The sequence below is a fragment of the Vibrio sp. M250220 genome, assembly GCF_036533795.1.
Lineage (GTDB): Bacteria > Pseudomonadota > Gammaproteobacteria > Enterobacterales > Vibrionaceae > Vibrio.
In genome coordinates this window covers 1-20,416 of record NZ_JATABI010000054.1, presented here as the reverse complement: position 1 = coordinate 20,416, position 20,416 = coordinate 1, and the positions used below count along the sequence as shown (strand labels likewise).

Annotated in this window: 23 protein-coding genes; 14 read left to right on the top strand and 9 right to left on the bottom strand. The window is 46.1% G+C overall.

Translation table 11 applies throughout. The features are described 5' to 3' along the window. Nucleotides 1-47 precede the first annotated feature (47 nt). From accB to QTN94_RS16745, 6 genes are all read left to right on the top strand, one after another. Nucleotides 48-503, top strand: a complete 456-nt coding sequence (accB, locus tag QTN94_RS16770; protein ID WP_331428318.1) for an acetyl-CoA carboxylase biotin carboxyl carrier protein — start codon at nt 48-50, stop codon at nt 501-503. Nucleotides 504-518: 15 nt separating this feature from the next. Beyond that, nucleotides 519-1,862, top strand: a complete 1,344-nt coding sequence (gene accC / locus QTN94_RS16765; protein ID WP_331428317.1) for an acetyl-CoA carboxylase biotin carboxylase subunit — start codon at nt 519-521, stop codon at nt 1,860-1,862. Nucleotides 1,863-2,058: 196 nt separating this feature from the next. Continuing rightward, on the top strand, nt 2,059-2,946 hold the full coding sequence (prmA, locus tag QTN94_RS16760) for a 50S ribosomal protein L11 methyltransferase (protein WP_138973009.1): 888 nt from the start codon (nt 2,059-2,061) through the stop codon (nt 2,944-2,946). A 150-nt stretch (nt 2,947-3,096) separates the two neighbouring features. Further along, the gene (dusB, locus tag QTN94_RS16755) at nt 3,097-4,059 is read left to right on the top strand and encodes a tRNA dihydrouridine synthase DusB (RefSeq protein WP_331428316.1); all 963 of its coding nucleotides are present in this window, start codon (nt 3,097-3,099) and stop codon (nt 4,057-4,059) included. A 72-nt stretch (nt 4,060-4,131) separates the two neighbouring features. Next, nucleotides 4,132-4,428 (top strand): DNA-binding transcriptional regulator Fis, encoded by a 297-nt coding sequence (gene fis / locus QTN94_RS16750; protein WP_000462885.1) that lies wholly within the window; start codon nt 4,132-4,134, stop codon nt 4,426-4,428. Between the two features lie 175 nt (nt 4,429-4,603). Continuing rightward, nucleotides 4,604-5,581 carry a GGDEF domain-containing protein gene (locus QTN94_RS16745; RefSeq protein ID WP_331428315.1) on the top strand — a complete coding sequence of 326 codons (978 nt, stop codon included), beginning with the start codon at nt 4,604-4,606 and terminating at the stop codon, nt 5,579-5,581. Between the two features lie 25 nt (nt 5,582-5,606). On the opposite strand, the gene zntR is transcribed toward QTN94_RS16745, so the two are convergent. Then, complete coding sequence (gene zntR / locus QTN94_RS16740) at nt 5,607-6,017, bottom strand: Zn(2+)-responsive transcriptional regulator (protein ID WP_138972999.1); 411 nt, start codon at nt 6,015-6,017, stop codon at nt 5,607-5,609. Between the two features lie 285 nt (nt 6,018-6,302). On the opposite strand from zntR, the gene purH reads away from it, so the two are divergent. Together purH and purD are read left to right on the top strand one after the other, a co-directional pair. Next, nucleotides 6,303-7,910: a bifunctional phosphoribosylaminoimidazolecarboxamide formyltransferase/IMP cyclohydrolase gene (gene purH / locus QTN94_RS16735; RefSeq protein ID WP_331428314.1), complete on the top strand. Its 1,608-nt coding sequence runs from the start codon at nt 6,303-6,305 to the stop codon at nt 7,908-7,910. A gap of 114 nt (nt 7,911-8,024) precedes the next feature. Beyond that, nucleotides 8,025-9,314 carry a phosphoribosylamine--glycine ligase gene (gene purD, locus QTN94_RS16730; RefSeq protein WP_331428313.1) on the top strand — a complete coding sequence of 430 codons (1,290 nt, stop codon included), beginning with the start codon at nt 8,025-8,027 and terminating at the stop codon, nt 9,312-9,314. 171 nt (nt 9,315-9,485) lie between these two features. Here purD and QTN94_RS16725 read toward each other — a convergent pair whose 3' ends face one another. Continuing rightward, the gene (locus tag QTN94_RS16725) at nt 9,486-10,181 is read right to left on the bottom strand and encodes a DUF1481 domain-containing protein (protein WP_331428312.1); all 696 of its coding nucleotides are present in this window, start codon (nt 10,179-10,181) and stop codon (nt 9,486-9,488) included. A gap of 88 nt (nt 10,182-10,269) precedes the next feature. Beyond that, the gene (gene hupA / locus QTN94_RS16720; RefSeq protein ID WP_331417599.1) at nt 10,270-10,542 is read right to left on the bottom strand and encodes a nucleoid-associated protein HU-alpha; all 273 of its coding nucleotides are present in this window, start codon (nt 10,540-10,542) and stop codon (nt 10,270-10,272) included. Nucleotides 10,543-10,872: 330 nt separating this feature from the next. Here hupA and QTN94_RS16715 point away from each other — a divergent pair, with 330 nt between their 5' ends. Further along, nucleotides 10,873-11,946: a hemolysin family protein gene (locus QTN94_RS16715; protein ID WP_331428311.1), complete on the top strand. Its 1,074-nt coding sequence runs from the start codon at nt 10,873-10,875 to the stop codon at nt 11,944-11,946. A gap of 190 nt (nt 11,947-12,136) precedes the next feature. Here QTN94_RS16715 and QTN94_RS16710 read toward each other — a convergent pair whose 3' ends face one another. Then, the gene (locus QTN94_RS16710) at nt 12,137-12,724 is read right to left on the bottom strand and encodes a YjaG family protein (protein WP_138972995.1); all 588 of its coding nucleotides are present in this window, start codon (nt 12,722-12,724) and stop codon (nt 12,137-12,139) included. Between the two features lie 85 nt (nt 12,725-12,809). Here QTN94_RS16710 and QTN94_RS16705 point away from each other — a divergent pair, with 85 nt between their 5' ends. Together QTN94_RS16705 and QTN94_RS16700 are read left to right on the top strand one after the other, a co-directional pair. After that, on the top strand, nt 12,810-13,736 hold the full coding sequence (locus tag QTN94_RS16705; protein WP_331428310.1) for a D-2-hydroxyacid dehydrogenase: 927 nt from the start codon (nt 12,810-12,812) through the stop codon (nt 13,734-13,736). A gap of 17 nt (nt 13,737-13,753) precedes the next feature. Beyond that, a complete protein-coding gene (locus QTN94_RS16700) occupies nt 13,754-14,329 on the top strand; it encodes a uracil-DNA glycosylase family protein (RefSeq protein ID WP_331428309.1) in 576 nt (191 codons plus the stop codon). A gap of 62 nt (nt 14,330-14,391) precedes the next feature. Here QTN94_RS16700 and groL read toward each other — a convergent pair whose 3' ends face one another. Both groL and QTN94_RS16690 read right to left on the bottom strand, forming a co-directional pair. Further along, the gene (gene groL / locus QTN94_RS16695) at nt 14,392-16,038 is read right to left on the bottom strand and encodes a chaperonin GroEL (RefSeq protein ID WP_331428308.1); all 1,647 of its coding nucleotides are present in this window, start codon (nt 16,036-16,038) and stop codon (nt 14,392-14,394) included. 75 nt (nt 16,039-16,113) lie between these two features. Beyond that, the gene (locus tag QTN94_RS16690) at nt 16,114-16,404 is read right to left on the bottom strand and encodes a co-chaperone GroES (RefSeq protein WP_004410737.1); all 291 of its coding nucleotides are present in this window, start codon (nt 16,402-16,404) and stop codon (nt 16,114-16,116) included. Here QTN94_RS16690 and QTN94_RS16685 point away from each other — a divergent pair. Beyond that, nucleotides 16,397-16,519, top strand: a complete 123-nt coding sequence (locus QTN94_RS16685; protein ID WP_331428307.1) for a hypothetical protein — start codon at nt 16,397-16,399, stop codon at nt 16,517-16,519. The genes QTN94_RS16690 and QTN94_RS16685 overlap by 8 nt on opposite strands. A 118-nt stretch (nt 16,520-16,637) precedes the next feature. On the opposite strand, the gene QTN94_RS16680 is transcribed toward QTN94_RS16685, so the two are convergent. The 3 genes from QTN94_RS16680 to QTN94_RS16670 form a co-directional block, all read right to left on the bottom strand. Then, nucleotides 16,638-16,973 carry a DUF3135 domain-containing protein gene (locus QTN94_RS16680; protein WP_331428306.1) on the bottom strand — a complete coding sequence of 112 codons (336 nt, stop codon included), beginning with the start codon at nt 16,971-16,973 and terminating at the stop codon, nt 16,638-16,640. 152 nt (nt 16,974-17,125) lie between these two features. Further along, the gene (locus QTN94_RS16675) at nt 17,126-17,737 is read right to left on the bottom strand and encodes a helix-turn-helix transcriptional regulator (RefSeq protein WP_331428305.1); all 612 of its coding nucleotides are present in this window, start codon (nt 17,735-17,737) and stop codon (nt 17,126-17,128) included. A gap of 77 nt (nt 17,738-17,814) precedes the next feature. Further along, nucleotides 17,815-18,237, bottom strand: coding sequence for a GNAT family N-acetyltransferase (locus QTN94_RS16670; protein ID WP_331428304.1), 423 nt, complete (start codon nt 18,235-18,237; stop codon nt 17,815-17,817). 59 nt (nt 18,238-18,296) lie between these two features. Between QTN94_RS16670 and murB the strand changes: the two genes are divergently transcribed. After that, nucleotides 18,297-19,343: a UDP-N-acetylmuramate dehydrogenase gene (gene murB, locus QTN94_RS16665; protein ID WP_138972988.1), complete on the top strand. Its 1,047-nt coding sequence runs from the start codon at nt 18,297-18,299 to the stop codon at nt 19,341-19,343. Then, nucleotides 19,340-20,308 (top strand): bifunctional biotin--[acetyl-CoA-carboxylase] ligase/biotin operon repressor BirA, encoded by a 969-nt coding sequence (birA, locus tag QTN94_RS16660; RefSeq protein ID WP_331428303.1) that lies wholly within the window; start codon nt 19,340-19,342, stop codon nt 20,306-20,308. The genes murB and birA overlap by 4 nt, the downstream gene beginning before the upstream one ends. Nucleotides 20,309-20,416: the final 108 nt, after the last annotated feature.

Genomic DNA, 20,416 nt, shown 5'->3' with positions numbered 1-20,416 from the left:
AGCTCAATATGAGCTGTCTTATTCACAAGATAAAAGAGAAAGAAAAGATGGATATCCGTAAAATCAAGAAGCTTATCGAGTTAGTAGAAGAGTCTGGCATTGCTGAGCTAGAAATCTCTGAAGGTGAAGAGTCGGTACGCATCAGCCGTAACGGCACTGCAATGCCTGCACCGATTCACTATGCAGCAGCGCCTGCTCCTGTAGCGGCAGCCGCACCTGCACCTGCAGCGGCGGCTCCTGCGCCAGCAGCAACACCTGCGGTACCAGCGGGTCACCAAGTTCTTTCTCCAATGGTAGGTACGTTCTACCGTTCTCCAAGTCCAGATGCGAAGTCATTTGTAGAAGTTGGTCAAACTGTAAAAGCTGGCGACACTCTTTGTATCGTTGAAGCGATGAAGATGATGAACCAAATCGAAGCTGACAAGTCTGGTGTTGTTACCGCTATCCTAGTTGAAGACGGCCAACCAGTTGAATTCGACCAACCACTTGTTGTTATCGAATAATAGAGGCTCTCTCTTATGCTAGATAAATTAGTCATCGCGAACCGAGGAGAAATTGCTCTTCGAATCCTTCGTGCATGTAAAGAACTAGGTATTAAAACGGTTGCTGTACACTCAACAGCTGACCGTGACCTAAAGCACGTACTGCTTGCAGATGAATCGATTTGTATCGGCCCTGCTCGCGGTATCGACAGCTACCTAAACATCCCTCGCATCATCTCTGCGGCTGAAGTAACAGGTGCAGTTGCGATTCACCCAGGCTACGGTTTCCTATCTGAGAACGCAGACTTCGCAGAACAAGTAGAACGCAGCGGTTTTATTTTTGTTGGTCCTAAAGCAGACACTATTCGCATGATGGGTGACAAGGTTTCTGCTATCACTGCAATGAAAAAAGCGGGCGTACCTTGTGTACCAGGTTCTGACGGCCCACTAGACGACGATCAAGCCAAAAACAAAGCGCACGCTAAGCGAATTGGTTACCCAGTGATCATCAAAGCTTCTGGTGGCGGCGGTGGTCGTGGTATGCGTGTTGTACGCTCAGAAGGCGAGTTGGTTGAAGCTATCGCTATGACTCGCGCAGAAGCAAAAGCAGCCTTTAACAATGACATGGTTTACATGGAGAAATTCCTTGAGAACCCTCGTCACGTTGAAGTTCAGGTTATTGCTGATGGTCAAGGCGGTGCGATCCACCTAGGTGAACGTGACTGTTCGATGCAGCGTCGTCACCAGAAGGTTGTGGAAGAAGCTCCAGCACCAGGTATCACTGAAGAGATGCGTAAATACATCGGTGAACGTTGTACACGTGCATGTCTAGAAATCGGTTACCGCGGCGCGGGTACGTTTGAGTTCCTGTACGAAAACGGCGAATTCTACTTCATCGAAATGAACACTCGTATTCAGGTAGAGCACCCAGTAACTGAAATGGTCACTGGCGTTGACCTAATCAAAGAGCAGCTTCGTGTTGCTGCGGGCCAACCTCTGTCGTTCACTCAGGATGATATCAAGATCCGTGGCCACGCCATTGAGTGTCGTATCAACGCAGAAGACCCAGTGCGCTTCCTACCTTCACCAGGTAAGATCGAACGCTTCCATGCTCCTGGCGGTATGGGTGTTCGTTGGGAATCACACATCTACACTGGCTACACGGTACCACCTCATTACGATTCAATGATCGGTAAACTGATCACATTCGGTGAGAACCGCGACGTAGCCATCGCTCGCATGAAGAACGCGTTAGGCGAGATGATCGTTGAAGGCATCAAAACTAACATCACGCTTCAAGAAAGCATTATGAATGATGATAACTTCCAACATGGTGGTGCCAACATTCATTACCTAGAGAAGAAGCTGGGGCTACAGTAAGCTACGAGCTACGAGCTACGAGCTACGAGCTACGAGCTACGAGCTACGAGAATACATTGTCTCTCGCAACTAGCAACTAGCAACTAGCAACTATTTTAAAAATGCTCACTTCGGTGAGCATTTTTTGTTTACGTCTATAATCTCAGCAGATATCTGCTAAACTCTGCGCAAATTTTACTTTTAAGAGCACATACCCATGCCTTGGATTCAAATTAAACTCAACGCGACCAATGAAAACGCCGAACAAATCGGTGACATGCTAATGGAAGAGACTGGAGCCCTGTCTGTCACGTTTTTAGACGCTCACGATACGCCTGTATTTGAGCCTCTTCCGGGGGAAACGCGCCTTTGGGGTGATACTGATATCCTCGCACTGTATGACGCAGAAGCAGACAGCAACTTTATTATTGAGCAAATAAAGCTAAGCAATTTACTTGCTGAAGGCTTTGCCTACAAAGTAGAACAGCTCGAAGATAAAGACTGGGAACGCGAATGGATGGATAACTTCCACCCGATGAAGTTTGGCGAGCGCTTATGGATCTGTCCAAGCTGGCGTGATATCCCAGAGCCAGACGCAGTCAATGTACTGCTCGATCCAGGCCTAGCATTTGGTACGGGGACTCACCCAACGACGGCTCTTTGTCTCGAGTGGCTTGAAGGGCTAGATTTAAGCGGTAAAACAGTCATCGATTTTGGTTGTGGCTCTGGCATTCTTGCGATCGCTGCGATCAAGCTTGGTGCAGAAAAAGTTATCGGGATCGACATTGATCCTCAAGCTCTGCAAGCATCAAAAGATAACGCGGAGCGAAATGGTGTTGCTGAACAACTTGAAGTCTTCCTACCTCAAGATCAGCCTGACGGTCTGATCGCGGATGTCGTTGTTGCGAACATTTTGGCCGCTCCTCTACGTGAACTGTCACCAATTATTAAGTCATTAGTGAAACCAAATGGTCACCTTGCGATGTCTGGTGTGCTGGATACGCAAGCTGAAGATGTTGCGAATTATTACCGTGATGAGCTTCACATTGATCCTATCAAAGAGCAAAGTGAATGGTGTCGCATCTCTGGTCGAAAGCAAGGCTAGACAAGACTTTGCAAGCTAATTGACTGATTTTTTGGCATTTTACTAAAACAAATTGTAAATGCTCAAATATTAGTCTTTTCACGGCGCTAAAAAATGCGTAAAATGCGCGCCCTGCTATAGGTTTGTTGACCATTAAACTGTGAAGACGTTTTGAAAATCGGAAACTACCAACTTAAGAACAATCTCATCGTTGCCCCAATGGCTGGCGTGACAGATAGACCATTCCGTGAGTTGTGTCTCCGCTATGGTGCGGGAATGGCCGTCAGTGAAATGATGTCCTCAAATCCTAAACTTTGGAAAACGTCTAAGTCCAAGCAACGCATGGTACACGAAGGCGAATCGGGCATTCGCTCTGTACAAATTGCCGGAGCCGACCCACAGCTTATGGCCGACGCTGCTCAGTTTAGTGTTGAGAACGGTGCACAGATCATCGATATCAACATGGGCTGCCCAGCAAAAAAAGTGAATAAAAAGCTCGCTGGCTCTGCATTACTCCAGTACCCAGATATCATCGAAGATATTCTGAAAGCTGTTGTTAATTCAGTCGATGTCCCTGTGACATTGAAAACCCGCACGGGCTGGGATACAGACAACAAAAACTGTGTCCAAATCGCTAAATTAGCCGAAGACTGCGGCATACAAGCTTTAGCCCTTCACGGGCGTACCAAAGCATGCATGTACAAAGGTGAGGCCGAATATGACAGCATTAAAGCGGTAAAACAGGCGATCTCTATTCCGGTTATTGCTAACGGTGATATCGATAGCCCAGAGAAAGCTAAGTATGTACTGGAGTACACCGGTGCAGACGCTTTAATGATTGGACGCCCAGCCCAAGGTCGTCCGTGGATTTTTCAGGAAATCCAACACTTTTTGGAAAACGGCACCACGATGCCTGATCTCCCGATTTCGGAAGTGAAAGACATCCTGCTTGGTCATGTCAATGCTCTACATAGTTTCTATGGTGAGTATTTAGGTCCACGTATCACGCGTAAGCACGTTGGCTGGTATCTAAAAGAGCATGAACAGGCAAGTGAGTTTCGCCATGCCTTCAATGCTATCGATGTAGCAGAGCTACAGCTTGAAGCATTAGAAGAGTATTTTGATAAGGCCTAAATAATTGGAGCTAAGGCTTCAGTTATTACGGGTTAACGTTGCATCATAATTAAGAGAAGAGCTAGACCGAATATGTTCGAACAAAATCTGACTTCAGAAGCATTAACAGTAACTACAGTAACGTCACAAGACCAGATCACTCAGAAGCCTTTACGTGACTCTGTTAAAGCGTCTCTTAAAAACTACTTGGCTCAATTAAACGGTCAAGAAGTCACAGAACTATACGAATTAGTTCTAGCTGAAGTTGAACAGCCACTACTAGATACCATCATGCAGTACACTCGCGGTAACCAAACTCGCGCAGCAACTATGATGGGTATCAACCGCGGTACTCTTCGCAAGAAACTGAAGAAATACGGCATGAACTAATCGTTCATTACCTTTCTTGATTTAAAAGCCGGGCTCACATTGTGAGCCCGGCTTTTTCATTGATCGTAACAATATGAACTGATTAACCATTCGTCATTCTGTGATCTAATACGATTGCTTAGTGCAACACTCCGGATATAATGCAAAATTACGTTTTTTGTTCGGACTAAGCTACATGGCTGATATGCAAAGGGAAGAATGGCTAAGCCTGATGCTACGAGAGCTGCCAGATCGACTGCTGATCCTTGATGAGTGTGGTCGCATCTTGGAGAGTTTTGGTGGTGCGGTTCAAATTCCCCCTTACAGCACGGATAATCTAGACCTAACATTCAGCGAGATGGTACCTCCACACATTGCTGAAAACGTGAAACAGAGCTTAAAGCAAACGTTTAAATCCAACCAAACGACTCAGCTTCGCTACTCGGTTACTCCATGTCAGTTACTTATGTCTTCTATTGAAGAATTGGATGCATGGCGTGGTGTCGAAGAGCGATGGTTCGAAGCCACGCTCAAGCCCATCACTCTGACAAACGGCTCCAAATACATTATGTGGCAGGAGCGAGAAACCACTCTCGCTCGTCAACAAGAACTGGAGTTAAAGAAGCTCGCTGAAACCGATGAACTCACAGGAATCTTAAATCGCCGTGCTTTTATGCTGCATTTAGAGCGAGAGTTTCATTCCCCTTCAGAGCAAGGGCTCTCTTGTTTAATGATTGATATTGACCACTTCAAAGAAATCAATGATCAAGTTGGTCACCTTTCTGGTGATGAAGTGATTACTCAAGTAGCACACATCTGCCGTGAGATGATTCGCGGTAGCGATTATATTGGTCGTTTAGGTGGAGAAGAATTTGGGGTGCTTTTAGCCCACACGAATGCGATTCAAGCTTATGACATCGCAGAGCGAATTCGCGAATCCATAGAATCCACACCTTGCCATGTTGATGGCCATATTATCTTGCCTACTGTAAGTATTGGGATTGCGGAACTCAACGCTCAAGTCTCATCCGTTCGCGAGTTGATGGTTCAGGCAGACAAGGCGATGTATTATTCAAAGCAGACTGGTCGCAACCAGGTTACTCTCTACTACGACAACCTGCCTCAAATTAAAAACACAACCGAGCTTAAAGCGAATATCCGTCGCGCGTCTTAACGCCACCTTGTATCGCCGAGTGGGATCACTTTTCTTCACTGGCTAACGCACCGAGAATCGAACAATGACTCGCATCATCATCAACATGCCCACAGCAGGCATCATTGATTTTTTTCAACGCACTGCGTATCCGTTGTAACTCACCAATTTTCTCATCAATCAAGTTCAGCTTTGCACTCGTAATCGCTTTCACTTCGGCACAACTATGTTCTGTTGCTTCTAGCTTTATCTCTAACAATTCACGAATCTCATCAAGACTCAAACCCAGATCTTTCGCCTTTAGGATAAAGCTGACCTGATTCTGGTTTTGTTGATTATATAAGCGGTAGCCAGACTCACTTCGCCCAGCAGGCTTAATCAGTTGGTTTTTCTCATAAAATCGCAGAGTATCTGCGGTGACATTACACCGTTTTGCCAGTTCACCGATCTGAAACATAACTTTTCCTATTAACTGTTTCATTACTTTTTAAGTCAAAAGACGAGCTTTTTGCAATTAATTTTGCGATGCCAAACGATTGCGCGAGCTTTTTTTTAATAAATTAGTTAGAATGTGCGCCATCAAACTCAGAGACTAGTCTATCACCAGCCAATGCTGGAAAGGTCTTTACCAAAACTGGCCAATATTTTACTGCTATTTACCTAGTAAAGCGTAAGAACAAGTTCATTTTTGGCAAATATCTTTATTTATATATTAACTCTGTGACTTTGAGGAAATGGAAGCATGACTAACGCTCGTCCTATTCGCCGCGCCCTAATCAGCGTATCAGACAAAACTGGTATTGTTGAGTTTGCCCAAGCTCTTGCTAACCGTGGCGTTGATATTCTATCCACTGGTGGTACAGCTCGCCTACTAGCAGAGAAAGGGATCTCTGTTACAGAAGTATCAGACTACACTGGTTTCCCAGAAATGATGGACGGTCGTGTTAAGACTCTACACCCTAAAGTTCACGGTGGTGTGCTTGGCCGTCGAGGTCAAGATGATGATGTGATGGAAAAGCACGGCATCAACCCTATCGACATCGTAGTCGTTAACCTCTACCCGTTCGCAGAAACCGTTGCTAAAGAAGGTTGTACCTTAGCTGACGCGGTTGAAAACATCGACATCGGTGGCCCAACAATGGTTCGTTCTGCTGCTAAAAACCACAAAGACGTAACGATCGTGGTTAATGCTCACGATTACGAGCGTGTTATCGCAGAAATGGATGCTAACGATAACTCTCTAACCTTAGAAACTCGCTTCGATCTAGCGATTGCCGCATTCGAGCACACGGCTGCTTACGACGGCATGATCGCTAACTACTTCGGCACAATGGTTCCATCTTACGGTGCTTCCCCTGAAACCGTAAGCAAAGAAGGTGATGAAGAGAGCAAATTCCCTCGCACTTTCAACCAGCAGTTCATCAAGAAGCAAGATATGCGCTACGGTGAGAACAGCCACCAGGATGCCGCTTTCTATGTAGAAGCGAACCCAGAAGAAGCGTCCGTTTCGACTGCACGCCAAATCCAAGGCAAGGCGCTTTCTTACAACAACATTGCCGATACTGATGCGGCACTAGAGTGTGTTAAAGAGTTCGACGAGCCAGCTTGTGTCATCGTTAAGCACGCTAACCCATGTGGTGTAGCACTCGGTAGCAACATCCTAGAGGCATACGATCGTGCATACAAAACGGACCCAACGTCTGCATTCGGCGGCATTATCGCATTCAACAAAGAGCTCGATGCTGAAACAGCAACGGCTATCGTTGAGCGCCAGTTCGTTGAAGTGATTATCGCACCGTCTGTATCCGCTGAAGCGATTGAAGTGGTTGCAGCGAAGAAAAACGTTCGTCTACTTGAGTGTGGTGAATGGTCAACCAAGACGACAGGTTTTGATGTTAAACGTGTTAATGGTGGCCTTCTGGTTCAAGACCGCGATCAAGGCATGGTAAGCCTAGATGACCTTAAAGTCGTGTCGAAGCGCCAACCGACAGATGAAGAGCTAAAAGACGCTCTTTTCTGCTGGAAAGTTGCGAAGTACGTTAAATCAAACGCGATTGTTTATTCAAAAGGCGACATGACTATCGGTGTTGGCGCAGGGCAAATGAGCCGAGTTTACTCAGCAAAAATCGCTGGTATTAAAGCGGCTGACGAAGGTCTGCAAGTCGAAGGCTGTGTAATGGCTTCAGATGCATTCTTCCCATTCCGTGATGGTATCGATGCAGCAGCAGAAGCGGGCATTAAGTGTGTAATTCAACCAGGCGGCTCTATGCGTGATGACGAAGTTATCGCAGCCGCAGACGAGCACGGTATGGCGATGATCTTTACGGGTATGCGTCACTTCCGCCACTAAAAAGAAGCTAGAGCGCTTCGCGCAGAGTCGCGAGCAGCGAGTACGGTTAACAACAATCACTCGAAGCTCGCTACTCGATATTCGAAGCTAAGCAATTTGATTGAAGGATTTAAAATGAACGTATTGATTATTGGTTCTGGTGGTCGTGAACATGCTCTTGGCTGGAAAGCGGCACAAAACCCAAATGTAGAAACTGTTTTTATTGCACCAGGTAACGCAGGTACAGCACTTGAGCCTAAGCTTGAGAACGTCAACATCGGCGTTGAGAGTATTTCTGAGCTGGTCGCTTTTGCGAAAGAAAAACAGATTGAGCTGACTATTGTCGGCCCTGAAGCTCCATTAGTAATCGGTGTGGTTGACGCTTTCCGTGAAGCGGGTCTGCCTATCTTTGGTCCTACGCAAGCCGCTGCTCAGCTGGAAGGTTCTAAAGCTTTCACCAAAGACTTCTTAGCACGCCACAATATTCCAACGGCTACTTACGCAAACTTCACTGAAATTGAACCAGCACTTGCTTATGTTCGTGAGCAAGGCGCACCTATCGTCGTGAAAGCTGACGGCCTAGCCGCTGGTAAAGGCGTTATTGTTGCAATGACGCTAGAAGAAGCGGAAGAAGCGATTAAAGACATGTTGGCGGGTAACGCGTTTGGTGAAGCAGGTAGTCGTGTTGTCATTGAAGAGTTTCTCGACGGTGAAGAAGCTAGCTTTATCGTTATGGTCGATGGCAAAAGCGTACTGCCAATGGCCACCAGCCAAGACCACAAGCGTGTCGGTGACAAAGACACAGGCCCGAATACCGGTGGTATGGGTGCTTACTCTCCTGCGCCAGTGGTTACTCCTGAAATTCATGAGCGAATCTTGGAAGAGGTTATCTACCCAACCGTTCGTGGGATGGATGCTGAAGGTGCACCGTACACAGGTTTCCTTTACGCCGGTCTAATGATCGACCAAGAAGGCACGCCAAAAGTGATCGAATACAACTGTCGATTCGGTGATCCAGAAACGCAACCAATCATGATGCGTATGGAGTCCGATCTTGTTGAGCTTTGCTTGATGGCAATCGACGAAAAGCTAGATGAAGCTGAGTCTAAGTGGGATCCTCGCGCTTCTATCGGCGTGGTGCTGGCAGCAGGTGGCTACCCGGGTGATTATGCGAAAGGTGATGTCATTTCTCTCCCAGCGAATGAGCAGGAAGGAGAGAAAATCTTCCACGCTGGCACAACCAACAATGCTGATGGCGATGTGGTCACTAACGGTGGCCGTGTTCTATGCGCGACGGCGCTTGGAAATAGTGTCTCAGAGGCTCAGGAACGCGCGTACGCACTTGCTAAACAAGTTAGCTGGAACGGAATGTTCCATCGTAATGACATCGGCTACAGAGCGATTGAACGCGAGCAAGGGAAATAGCTTCTAGCTTCTAGCTTCTAGCTTCTAGCTTCTAGCTTCTAGCTTCTAGCTTCTAGCTTCTAGCTTCTAGCTTCTAGCTTCTAGCTTCTAAAACGTAAAAGGCTTGGCCATCAATACCAAGCCTTTTGTTTATTCTGGCCATCACCGACGGCTAGTGTCGCTGTCTAACAGTTACTCTTCAATCAGACTCGGACGTTCGATACAGTCATGACTATCATCTGCAAGCATCAGCAATTCACTAGCAACGATTCGATTGCCACGAGTAGTGCCAAGGAATGCCGCGTAGCTGTCAATCGTGGATAGGCGGTTGACGACAAAACTCGGCAAAGTTTCGTTAAACTCAACTTCTGAGTAACTCTTTCCTGAGCAAGTATCAAACGTCGAACCATCCCAATAGCCTTGAATAAGAGCTAAACCGTCTCGACTCTGCCCTTTAGTGACATTGGAAATGTTCAGCGCTTCTTGTTTCAACCAAGCTAATTTCTCAGATTTGAGCGGCAGTACACGTCCATCAAGCCGATATTGTTGATAAACCGCCTCACCATCTTTATTGAAACGTAAATGGATACGATATGGCACTAGCGCTTTATTGTCTTTTAATTGCTCTCCCTCACGAATCAATTCTCGAAGTTGGCCTTCATCCCAGCGATAGCCTGTCTGATACCAGCCGTAGTCGCCCGCACTGACATAATCAGCCGCAGTAAATGGGAAGCTCAACTTTTCGGTATACCAATATAAGCTAGTAGCATCACCAATAGTCTGGCCGCCAGTATAATCAGAATATTGGTCAAGGTTTGGTGTCGGTATGCTAGAAGAGCAACCGATAAGTAAAGAAGCGATTAGTGAAGGGGCTAGTAATTTTTTCATCTTCATAAAACAAATATACGCCAAGATAGGGACTACCTTGACGCATTATATACAATCTAGAGCGATTGACTCTGAAATCGGTACTTAATTATTTCACTGAATCTTTCAGTGCTTTACCTGCTACGAATGCCGGTACATTTGCCGCTGCGATTTGGATCTCAGCACCTGTTTTAGGGTTACGGCCAGTACGTGCAGCACGGTGGTTAACTTTAAATGTACCAAAACCAATTAGTTGAACTTGGTCACCCTCTTTCAGTGCACCAGTCACACCTTCAATAGTTGCTTCAAGAGCAGCTTTAGCTTGTGCTTTAGATAGATCAGCTTTCTCTGCGATAAAGTCGATTAATTGGGTCTTGTTCATTAGGTTTCCCTTCTCATAGGTTATCGAATTCCACTCACTCTAAATCATAAATGCCCTATCTGGCAAAGGTTTGTAAGCGATCTTTAGCTCTCATGACGTACTTTTAACCATAATCTGAGCATTAACTCACAATTTGTTACTGTGACAGAGAAACTTAATACTTGTTTTTAACCATCTTTAGCCTTATTTATAAGCATGCAATAGCCCGTAAAGCCTGATATTTCGGGACTTAAAGCGAATAGAAAATGCTCACATCGATAATGCGCAGGCATGAAAATTGACCCTTTTCATGCAAAATTTGATGAGTGTATAAAACCACATAGGACATTTATGTTTCTGCTAACAATATACGTCTCTGTTGCGATTGGCGTATCGTTTATCTGCTCCGTTTTAGAAGCGGTTCTTCTGAGTATCTCACCAAGTTATATCGCCCAATTGCGTCAGCAAGGCCACCCTGCTGCCACCTCATTGGCTAAGTTAAAAACAGATATCGACCGACCACTAGCGTCGATCCTGACGCTTAATACGATTGCCCACACCATCGGCGCAGCAACCGCAGGTGCTCAAGCAGCCGTCGTCTTTGGGAGTCAATGGCTAGGCGTTTTCTCTGGTGTTCTTACGCTCGGCATACTTGTTTTTTCTGAGATCGTCCCGAAAACCATTGGTGCGACGTACTGGCGTCAATTAGCACCAGCTGCAGCGACGACACTGCGCTGGATGGTATGGTCGCTAACACCGTTTGTGTGGTTCTCAGAGCAGATAACCAAACGCCTATCTCGAGGGCATCAAGCACCAAAAATGCGTGACGAGTTGTCAGCGATGGCGATTCTTGCGCGAGAGAGCGGAGAGTTTGCGGAAGGTGAGTCAAAGATGCTCAACAACCTTCTGGGTATTCAAGATGTACTTGTCACACAGGTCATGACCCCTCGCCCAGTGGTTTTTCGCGTTGATGCAGAAATGACAATCAATGAGTTTCTTGACCGTCATAAAGATTCGCCGTTTTCTCGTCCTCTGGTCTACAGCCAGTCTACGGACAACATTATTGGTTTTGTGCACCGCCTCGAACTGTTCAAACTGCAACACGCTGGTAGTGGAGAAAAACAACTCGGTGCAGCAATGCGCCCAGTACATGTTCTGCTCAACACCATTAAGCTACCAAAAGCCTTTGAACAAATGATGGCAAAGCGCCTGCAACTGGCCATGGTGGTCGATGAATACGGTACGATTCAAGGGATCTTAACCCTTGAAGACGTTTTCGAGCACTTAGTTGGTGAAGAGATTGTTGACGAAGCTGACCGTGCAACGGATATGCAGGAGCTGGCCTTTGAACGCTGGGAGAAGTGGAAGAAAACCCACGGCGTTATCGAAAGTCGCGATGATGACGAAAAGGCGAGTAGCGAGTAGCGAGTAGCGAGTGGCGAGTAGCGAGTAGCGAGTAGCGAGTGGCGAGTAGCGAGTAGCGAGTAGCGAGTAGCGAGTGGCGAGTGGCGAGTAGCGAGTAGCGAGTAGCGAAAAGAAAGAGGGTTGACGTTTTATGTCAACCCTTCTCTTTTTCCTGTTTACTCATAGCTAGAAGCTAGATACTCGCGGCTTTCTAGATCTCAATACCTATATTACTGACACCTTCATCACGCAGTTCAAAACGTAAGTCTTTAATCAACTCAATATCACGCTCTTCTGCTTCACGAAGTGGACGGAAGATTGCCCATTGCACATCCCATTCACCGCAAACCGCTTCATTCTCTTTCTGGTTTTCGTTAGTAATCTCTTCACCCGTTTGCGCTTCTTCTAGTTGAGCAACCGTCATTACAGATTGTTGGCTAACCTTATGCATGTTTTCATACAGGTAGTCTCTATCTAGCAAGCCGTGAAGAAGATCGGACAGAGCCACACACGCGTCAATGGCTGGATAAACACCATAGAAGTCGAAATCCTCTGAGCTAGGAATAATTTCTTCTAACTTTTCTAGCTGGCGCTCAAAGTTCACTTTGGCGGTTTTAACGGTTAACTGTTCCCAAATACTATCCAAAATATCACGATAAATTCGCGCTTCGGCAAACTTGGTGCTTTCACAAAACATTGCGAAGTTTGGATACATACGTTCACACAAGCTCACCATAAAGGTAATCTGTTTCCATGGTTCTAACTTCTCAAGGCGAAGCTGAAGAGGATTCTGTAGCATAGAGACTCTTTGGGTCTGTTGACCTAGTTGCTGAATTAGACAGCGGAAAGTGTACTTGATAACCAACAGGGAAAAAAGCAAGGCGATGAACAATTTCACTCATAAAGTTTACCTTCTCACTGAAGATGACACTTATTACCTCAAGCTACTTGAATCCGCGCAGCTAGATGACTTAGAAGTTACTCAAAAACGCGACGAGGCAACGATCCTACTCGCCTCTCCGCCAATGGCGGCAAAATGCCTTGATCAGTTCCCAAAACTGGAGTGGATCCAATCTATCTATGCTGGTGTTGATGCGTTGCTTCCACATTTGAACGGTTTTACAGGCCCATTGACCAATGTAAAAGGAATATTTGGTCAGCAGATCTCTGAGTATGTACTTGGTTATAGCATTGCTTATCAGCGCCATTTTTATCACTATCATACCGAGCAACAGGGCTCTAACTGGCAACCAATGCCATACCAATCTCTAAGTGGCAAAAAAATGGTTGTTCTCGGCACAGGTTCCATTGGTTCCCATCTTGCAGAGGTTGCCAAAAGTTTTGCTATTGTCCCTATCGGAGTGAATCGCAGCGGTATACCGACAAAACACTCCCCTTTTACAGCAACCTACCATACTCAAGAACTGACCACTGCCCTGCAAGAAGCCGATATTGTCGTTAATACACTACCGAATACGCCTGAAACTCGACATATCCTCAACCAAGAGAGCTTATCGCACTGCCAAGGTGCTCTGCTATTTAATGTTGGCCGCGGTACCGTCGTTGAGGAGTCCGGATTAGTCAACGCACTTGAGCAAGGACATATCCAACACGCATTCTTAGATGTGTTTGAACAAGAGCCTTTACCGCAGGTTCACCCTTTCTGGAGCCATAGCAGTATCACGGTGACGCCTCACATCGCAGCATTGAGTTTCCCAGAGCAGGTGGTCGAGATTTTCGCAGACAACTTTCAATGTTGGCGGGATGGATTTAGTCTCAATAATATCGTTGCTACCGACAAAGGGTACTAAAACAGAGGTAACAACCAATGTTAGATGAGCTACTGCAACAAGTCAGAGCCTGTCGGCTATGTGAACCTGAGTTACCACTGGGCGCTAACCCTATTATTCAGGCTTCCAAATCCGCCAGTCTGCTGATTATCGGTCAGGCACCCGGAACACGGGTACATGAAACATCAATCCCGTGGAATGATCCAAGTGGTAACCGACTCAGAGAATGGTTAGATCTTGATAGCGAAACGTTTTACGACGCCAGCAAGGTCGCGATAATGCCAATGGGTCTGTGCTACCCGGGAAAAGGTAACAGCGGTGATTTACCACCAAGGAAAGAGTGTGCCCCGCAGTGGCATACATTTATTCTGGATCAGTTGCCTAATGTTGGCATGACATTACTGATCGGTCAGTACGCGCAGAACTACTATCTCAGCGACAAACCTAAGACACTGACAGAAACCGTGCAGCAATGGCACCGCTGGGCACCAAAGTATCTGCCTTTACCGCACCCTTCACCACGCAATACCTTATGGCTGAAGAAAAATCCTTGGTTTGAAGCTGAAGTAGTGCCGTTTATTAGAGATTATGTACATCAGCACCTTAATAACTAGCGGACAAAAAAACGGAGACCGAAGTCTCCGTTTATGCAGTAGCTAAGTAGCTTAGGGAGGATTTACATCATGCCGCCCATGCCACCCATACCACCCATGCCGCCCATATCAGGCATAGCAGCTGAATCTTTTTGTGGTAGGTCAGTCACCATAGCTTCAGTTGTGATCATTAGACCTGCAACTGATGCTGCGAACTGTAGTGCGCTACGAGTCACTTTAGTTGGATCTAGGATACCCATCTCAATCATGTCACCGTATTCGCCAGTTGCAGCGTTGTAACCGTAGTTACCTTCACCTGCACGAACGTTGTTCGCAACAACAGACTCTTCATCGCCGGCGTTCTTAGTGATTTGACGGATTGGCGCTTCCATTGCACGTAGAGCTACGCGGATACCAACGTTTTGTTCTTCGTTGTCACCTTCTAGGTTAGCAACTTTAGATGCTGCGCGAATAAGAGCCACACCACCACCAGCGACAACACCCTCTTCAACCGCTGCGCGAGTTGCATGAAGTGCATCTTCAACGCGGTCTTTCTTCTCTTTCATTTCAACTTCAGTCGCTGCACCAACTTTGATCACTGCAACACCACCAGCTAGCTTAGCTACGCGCTCTTGTAGTTTCTCTTTGTCGTAATCTGAAGTTGCTTCTTCGATCTGTTGACGAATTTGAGCAACACGACCTTGAATCATTGCTTCTTCGCCAGCACCATCGATGATAGTAGAGTTTTCTTTAGTGATAGTGACACGCTTAGCTTGACCTAGGTCTTCAAGAGTGACTTTCTCTAGCTCTAGACCGATTTCTTCAGAGATCACTGTACCGCCTGTTAGGATAGCGATATCTTGAAGCATCGCTTTACGACGGTCACCAAAACCAGGTGCTTTAACCGCCGCTACTTTTACGATGCCACGCATGTTGTTCACTACTAGCGTCGCTAGAGCTTCACCTTCAACATCTTCAGCAATGATAAGTAGTGGACGAGATGCTTTCGCTACCGCTTCTAGCGTTGGAAGAAGTTCACGAATGTTCGATACTTTCTTATCGACTAGTAGGATGAATGGGCTTTCTAGATCTACGCTGCCCGCTTCTTGGTTGTTGATAAAGTAAGGAGACAGGTAACCGCGGTCAAACTGCATACCTTCAACAACATCTAGCTCATCTTGTAGAGCCTGACCTTCTTCAACAGTAATGACACCGTCGCGGCCGACTTTTTCCATCGCTTCAGCAATGATGTTACCCACAGTTGCATCAGAGTTTGCCGAGATAGTACCAACCTGAGCGATCGCTTTTGTGTCTTTACACTCAACAGACAGTGCTTTTAGCTCTTCAACTGCTGCAATGACAGCTTTGTCGATACCGCGCTTAAGATCCATTGGGTTCATACCCGCTGCAACTGCTTTTAAGCCTTCGTTTACGATTGCTTGCGCAAGAACAGTTGCTGTCGTTGTACCGTCACCCGCTGCGTCGTTCGCTTGAGACGCAACTTCTTTAACCATCTGTGCGCCCATGTTTTGGAACTTGTCTTCAAGCTCGATTTCACGCGCAACAGAGACACCATCTTTAGTGATTGTTGGTGCACCGAAAGATTTGTCTAGTACAACGTTACGGCCTTTAGGGCCAAGAGTGACTTTTACTGCATCAGCTAGAATGTTCACACCCTCTAGCATCTTAATACGTGCGTCATTACCAAATTTAACGTCTTTAGCAGCCATCTTTAGTTTCCTTGTCTAAATTCTGTTTAATGATTTCAAATTGAACCTGAGCAAAAAATTACTCAATGATTGCTATTACTCAACGATTGCCATGATGTCGTTTTCTGACATCACTAGCACTTCTTTACCGTCGATTTTTTCAGTTTTAGTACCGTAACCTTCAGCGAAGATAACTGTATCGCCAACTTTAACGTCCAACGGTAGTACTGTACCGTTTTCTAGGATGCGGCCTTTACCCACAGCTAGTACAACGCCGCGAGTAGATTTCTCTGCAGCAGAACCAGTCAGAACGATACCACCCGCTGACTTAGATTCAACTTCTTGGCGTTCTACGATAACTCGGTCGTGTAATGGACGAATGTTCATCGAGTGGCGAGTGGCGAGTGGCGAGTGGCGAGTGGCGAGTGGCGAGTGGCGAGTGGCGAGTGGCGAGTGGCGAGTGGCGAAAAATTTTATGGAGGCGACAGCTCATGTCAACTGATTTAATGCGACAGTAACTCTTCGAAACTCAAAGCTCGAAACTCGAAGCTCAATACTTATTTCTGAATCAGTGAGACTGTCATAATACGTTATGACATTGCTAGAGAGTTGGACACTAATCACCGCCAATCATCCAAAGGAATCACCTGTGCTGTAGGTTGATTATCTAGGTCTGTCACATCACCATCGAGCACATCTTGAAACTTGACCATTTGTGAGACAAGTTCGCGCATCAGCACGACATTGGCATGGTTGGGATTTTTACAGCTACCGACAACACGATCGATATGGCTTTGCTGCGCCCACAAACGATCCTGCATCTCTTTCGAGGCAGACAAAATCATTTCCTCACACATGTCGTGCTTGAACTGAGTAAATGCTTCAGGATTATTTTGTGCGAGTGCCATTAATTCATCAAAAGAGGGCAAGGTTTGATTGATTAGTGGTGAACTCATAATAGCTCCTTACACGCAAAGCCTGTGGTTAACGACCTATCCTAAAGATAGGTCAATGCAGGGGGAATCGCGTACTACGAAAACTATCAATCTCAAAATCAAGACAGCTCAATATGCAGCTAAACACAAATACTCTGAAGAAAAGAGACTCGCTACATAATGGAATATACACAACGACGTTGACCTTGAATGATATGTTCGGAGCGTTCAATAGAGACATCTTTACCTAGCAAACTCTGAAAAACATTCAGTTCTGACTGGCATAAACTTGGGCAACGTGTCGCCGCTTTACAGATAGGGCAGTGATTTTCTATTAGCACATAACCTTGTGGAGTTTGCTCAAGCTCAGCCATGTAGCCTTCTTGCTTTCTCAGCTCCACCAACTTAGTCAGTTTAGAGAGCACGTCAGGGCAATGGCTTAACTCAGCTTGATAATTGGCTAATGTCTTTGCTTCCCTTTCATTGGCGACTTTCTGTACCCCTTCGGTACCAAACAGTGTTTCTACCGCTTCTATGACTTGGATAGTCAGCTCACTGTGGCGGTCAGCAAATTGAGCATGCCCTTGTGGGGTTAAGGACCAATGACGAGTGGGACGCCCGACTTTTACTTTCAGATCCTCAAAAGACAAAAAGCCGTCTTTTTGTAGACTTTGCAGGTGTTGACGAGCTCCCATGGTGGTCATGTTTAGTTGCTCAGCAAGCTGCTTAGCCGTGACTGCTCCATCTTTTTTAATTGTCTGTAGAATTAAATCAACACTTTTCATGCTTGCTCCCTCAACCACAAAAATATTATGGAGCAACCAATTAATAAAGCAAATGCTTTACAGGACTAACTCGGAGGTTACGGCACATACTGCATTGGGATAAGTTTTTTGCTTCGGCTGTATCGTTCGAATAAATTTCTCAGCGTGTTTGGCAGTGCTGATAAGTCCACCGCCTTAAAGCCATGCTGACCATAAAACGATTCAAGATGTTGATAAGCGAAGCAATAATCCTGATTGGCCAACACCTGCTGCTCACAATAGTTCATTAAGTGATGCCCTAACCCCTTTGCTCTCAAATCTGGAATCACTAACATACCTGTCAACAATCGACACTCTTCTATCTGACGAAAGCGAGCCACCGCGACAATTTGCTGATCGATATACCCCGCGAGTACCAATTCATCTTTTTTAGCTTTCCCTGATGGGTAATAAGATTTATATAAGCGAGCTACGAGCGGCAGTTTAATCGGATCTAATACTTCTATATGCAGAGGGCTCATTATCACCAAGCTTCAATTTGAGGTAGAATGCTCGCAGTTTAGATTACTCAACGAAACCAATGCAAATTACAGCTAACGCCGACCTCCATCCGTACCATACTTTCTCTATCTCACAGCAGTGTGACTTCCTTGTTGAGGTGAACTCTACTGAAGAGATAAAGCAGGTTTATCAAAACCCGCAATGGAAACAGCTACCCAAGTTGATGCTAGGTAAAGGCAGCAATATGCTTTTTACTGAGCCTTATCATGGTGTGGTGATACTCAATAGAATTGTCGGCAAGCAAGTGACTGAGTCTGCAACGCATTGGCATCTGCATATTGCTGGTGGAGAAGATTGGCCATCACTTGTTGAATGGTCCGTCAATCATGGCTATGCAGGATTGGAGAATCTTGCTCTTATTCCTGGTTGTGCTGGCAGTGCTCCAATCCAAAATATCGGAGCCTATGGTGTTGAACTGAAAGATGTGTGTGAATATGTCGATATCCTTTGCCTCGATAGCTTTAGTATTCAGCGCCTCACTAATGAGGAGTGCAATTTTGGTTATCGAGACTCAATATTCAAGCATCAGCTGCATGGTAAAGCAGTCATTGTTGCGCTAGGGCTAAAGTTAGCCAAACAATGGCAACCTCAAATTGAGTATGGCCCGCTAAAATCCCTCGAACCAAATACTCCAACCGCTCAAGATATCTTTGAGCGTGTGTGCCAGATTCGTATGGAGAAACTTCCAGATCCAAACGTGACAGGTAACGCGGGGAGCTTTTTCAAGAACCCGGTGATCCCTCAATCACATTTTGAACTCCTCAAACAGCTGTTCCCAGATATCGTTGCCTACCCTGCTGACGGAGGGATGAAAATCGCAGCCGGATGGTTGATTGATCAATGTAAGCTTAAAGGCATCAGGATAGGCGGTGCACAAGTACACCCTATGCAGGCTCTAGTGTTAGTCAATAAAGACAACGCAACAGCGTCTGATGTTATTCAGTTGGCAGCTAAAGTTCGCTCTGAAGTGCTTAATCGCTATCAAATTGAGCTTGAACACGAAGTAAGATTTATGGGCTCACAACAAGAAACCAATCTGCAAGAGATTTTGGAGAAAGCACAATGAAAGAGCATTCGGTCAAGTTATCGATTCTAAAAACACTCTCTCAAGGTGGCTTTCACTCCGGCGAAGAGCTAGGTGAACAACTTGGCGTTTCTCGCGCTGCGATTAGTAAGCACATTAAAGGTATTCAAGATTGGGGGGTTGATATTTTTCGGGTGCAAGGCAAAGGTTATCAGCTTGCTAAGCCAATGCAGTTACTCGATCAGGAGACTCTTAATCAGGCTCTTTCTACCCCTGTAGAACTGATTCCAATCATTGATTCGACCAACCAATATCTTCTCGACCGCACTGACAGCCTTGAATCAGGATCTGTGTGTTTAGCGGAATATCAGGCCAAAGGTCGCGGTCGCCGTGGGCGTGAATGGATTTCTCCATTTGGTTCAAATCTGTACCTCTCGATGTATTGGCGATTAGATGCTGGCATGGCTGCGGCGATGGGGCTAAGCCTAGTGGTTGGTGTCGCTATCGTTGAAGCTCTAGAAGAGATGGGGCTCAATGGCGTGAAGCTGAAATGGCCAAACGACCTCTACTATCAAGATCGTAAGCTCGCTGGCATTCTGGTAGAGATGTCTGGTCAAGCAGGCGCTGCTGCAAACTTAGTGATTGGTATGGGTATGAACCTGATGATGTCTGAATCCACTGAAGGTATCACTCAGCCATGGGCAAGCTTAAGCGAAGTAGGCAATAGCAAAGAAATCGATAGAAACCAACTTGCTATCACTATGATTATGACGCTTCATACCGCCCTAAATGACTACGAGCTTAAGGGCATGGCAGGGTTTGTAGAAAGGTGGAATCGCCTCGATAACTTCATCGACCGACCGATTAAGTTGATCATGGGCCCGAGAGAGATTACTGGTATTGCTCGCGGCATCAATGAACAAGGCGCCGTCTTGCTAGAAACTGAACAAGGGCTTGAAAGTTATATTGGTGGCGAAGTCAGCCTTAGAGCGGCGAGTGACGAGTAGCGAGTAGCGAGTAGCGAGTAGCGAGTAGCGAGTAGCGAGTAGCGAGTAGCGAGTAGCGAGTAGCGAGTAGCGAGTAGCGAGTAGCGAGTAGCGAGTAGCGAGTAGCGA

Coding starts and splice junctions, on each gene's coding strand:
- accB (WP_331428318.1), top strand. CDS start 48: ATGGATATCCGTAAAATCAAGAAGCTTATCGAGTTAGTAGAAGAGTCT.
- accC (WP_331428317.1), top strand. CDS start 519: ATGCTAGATAAATTAGTCATCGCGAACCGAGGAGAAATTGCTCTTCGA.
- prmA (WP_138973009.1), top strand. CDS start 2,059: ATGCCTTGGATTCAAATTAAACTCAACGCGACCAATGAAAACGCCGAA.
- fis (WP_000462885.1), top strand. CDS start 4,132: ATGTTCGAACAAAATCTGACTTCAGAAGCATTAACAGTAACTACAGTA.
- QTN94_RS16745 (WP_331428315.1), top strand. CDS start 4,604: ATGGCTGATATGCAAAGGGAAGAATGGCTAAGCCTGATGCTACGAGAG.
- zntR (WP_138972999.1), bottom strand. CDS start 6,017: ATGTTTCAGATCGGTGAACTGGCAAAACGGTGTAATGTCACCGCAGAT.
- purH (WP_331428314.1), top strand. CDS start 6,303: ATGACTAACGCTCGTCCTATTCGCCGCGCCCTAATCAGCGTATCAGAC.
- purD (WP_331428313.1), top strand. CDS start 8,025: ATGAACGTATTGATTATTGGTTCTGGTGGTCGTGAACATGCTCTTGGC.
- QTN94_RS16725 (WP_331428312.1), bottom strand. CDS start 10,181: ATGAAAAAATTACTAGCCCCTTCACTAATCGCTTCTTTACTTATCGGT.
- hupA (WP_331417599.1), bottom strand. CDS start 10,542: ATGAACAAGACCCAATTAATCGACTTTATCGCAGAGAAAGCTGATCTA.
- QTN94_RS16715 (WP_331428311.1), top strand. CDS start 10,873: ATGTTTCTGCTAACAATATACGTCTCTGTTGCGATTGGCGTATCGTTT.
- QTN94_RS16710 (WP_138972995.1), bottom strand. CDS start 12,724: ATGCTACAGAATCCTCTTCAGCTTCGCCTTGAGAAGTTAGAACCATGG.
- QTN94_RS16705 (WP_331428310.1), top strand. CDS start 12,810: ATGAACAATTTCACTCATAAAGTTTACCTTCTCACTGAAGATGACACT.
- QTN94_RS16700 (WP_331428309.1), top strand. CDS start 13,754: ATGTTAGATGAGCTACTGCAACAAGTCAGAGCCTGTCGGCTATGTGAA.
- groL (WP_331428308.1), bottom strand. CDS start 16,038: ATGGCTGCTAAAGACGTTAAATTTGGTAATGACGCACGTATTAAGATG.
- QTN94_RS16685 (WP_331428307.1), top strand. CDS start 16,397: ATGTTCATCGAGTGGCGAGTGGCGAGTGGCGAGTGGCGAGTGGCGAGT.
- QTN94_RS16690 (WP_004410737.1), bottom strand. CDS start 16,404: ATGAACATTCGTCCATTACACGACCGAGTTATCGTAGAACGCCAAGAA.
- QTN94_RS16680 (WP_331428306.1), bottom strand. CDS start 16,973: ATGAGTTCACCACTAATCAATCAAACCTTGCCCTCTTTTGATGAATTA.
- QTN94_RS16675 (WP_331428305.1), bottom strand. CDS start 17,737: ATGAAAAGTGTTGATTTAATTCTACAGACAATTAAAAAAGATGGAGCA.
- QTN94_RS16670 (WP_331428304.1), bottom strand. CDS start 18,237: ATGAGCCCTCTGCATATAGAAGTATTAGATCCGATTAAACTGCCGCTC.
- murB (WP_138972988.1), top strand. CDS start 18,297: ATGCAAATTACAGCTAACGCCGACCTCCATCCGTACCATACTTTCTCT.
- birA (WP_331428303.1), top strand. CDS start 19,340: ATGAAAGAGCATTCGGTCAAGTTATCGATTCTAAAAACACTCTCTCAA.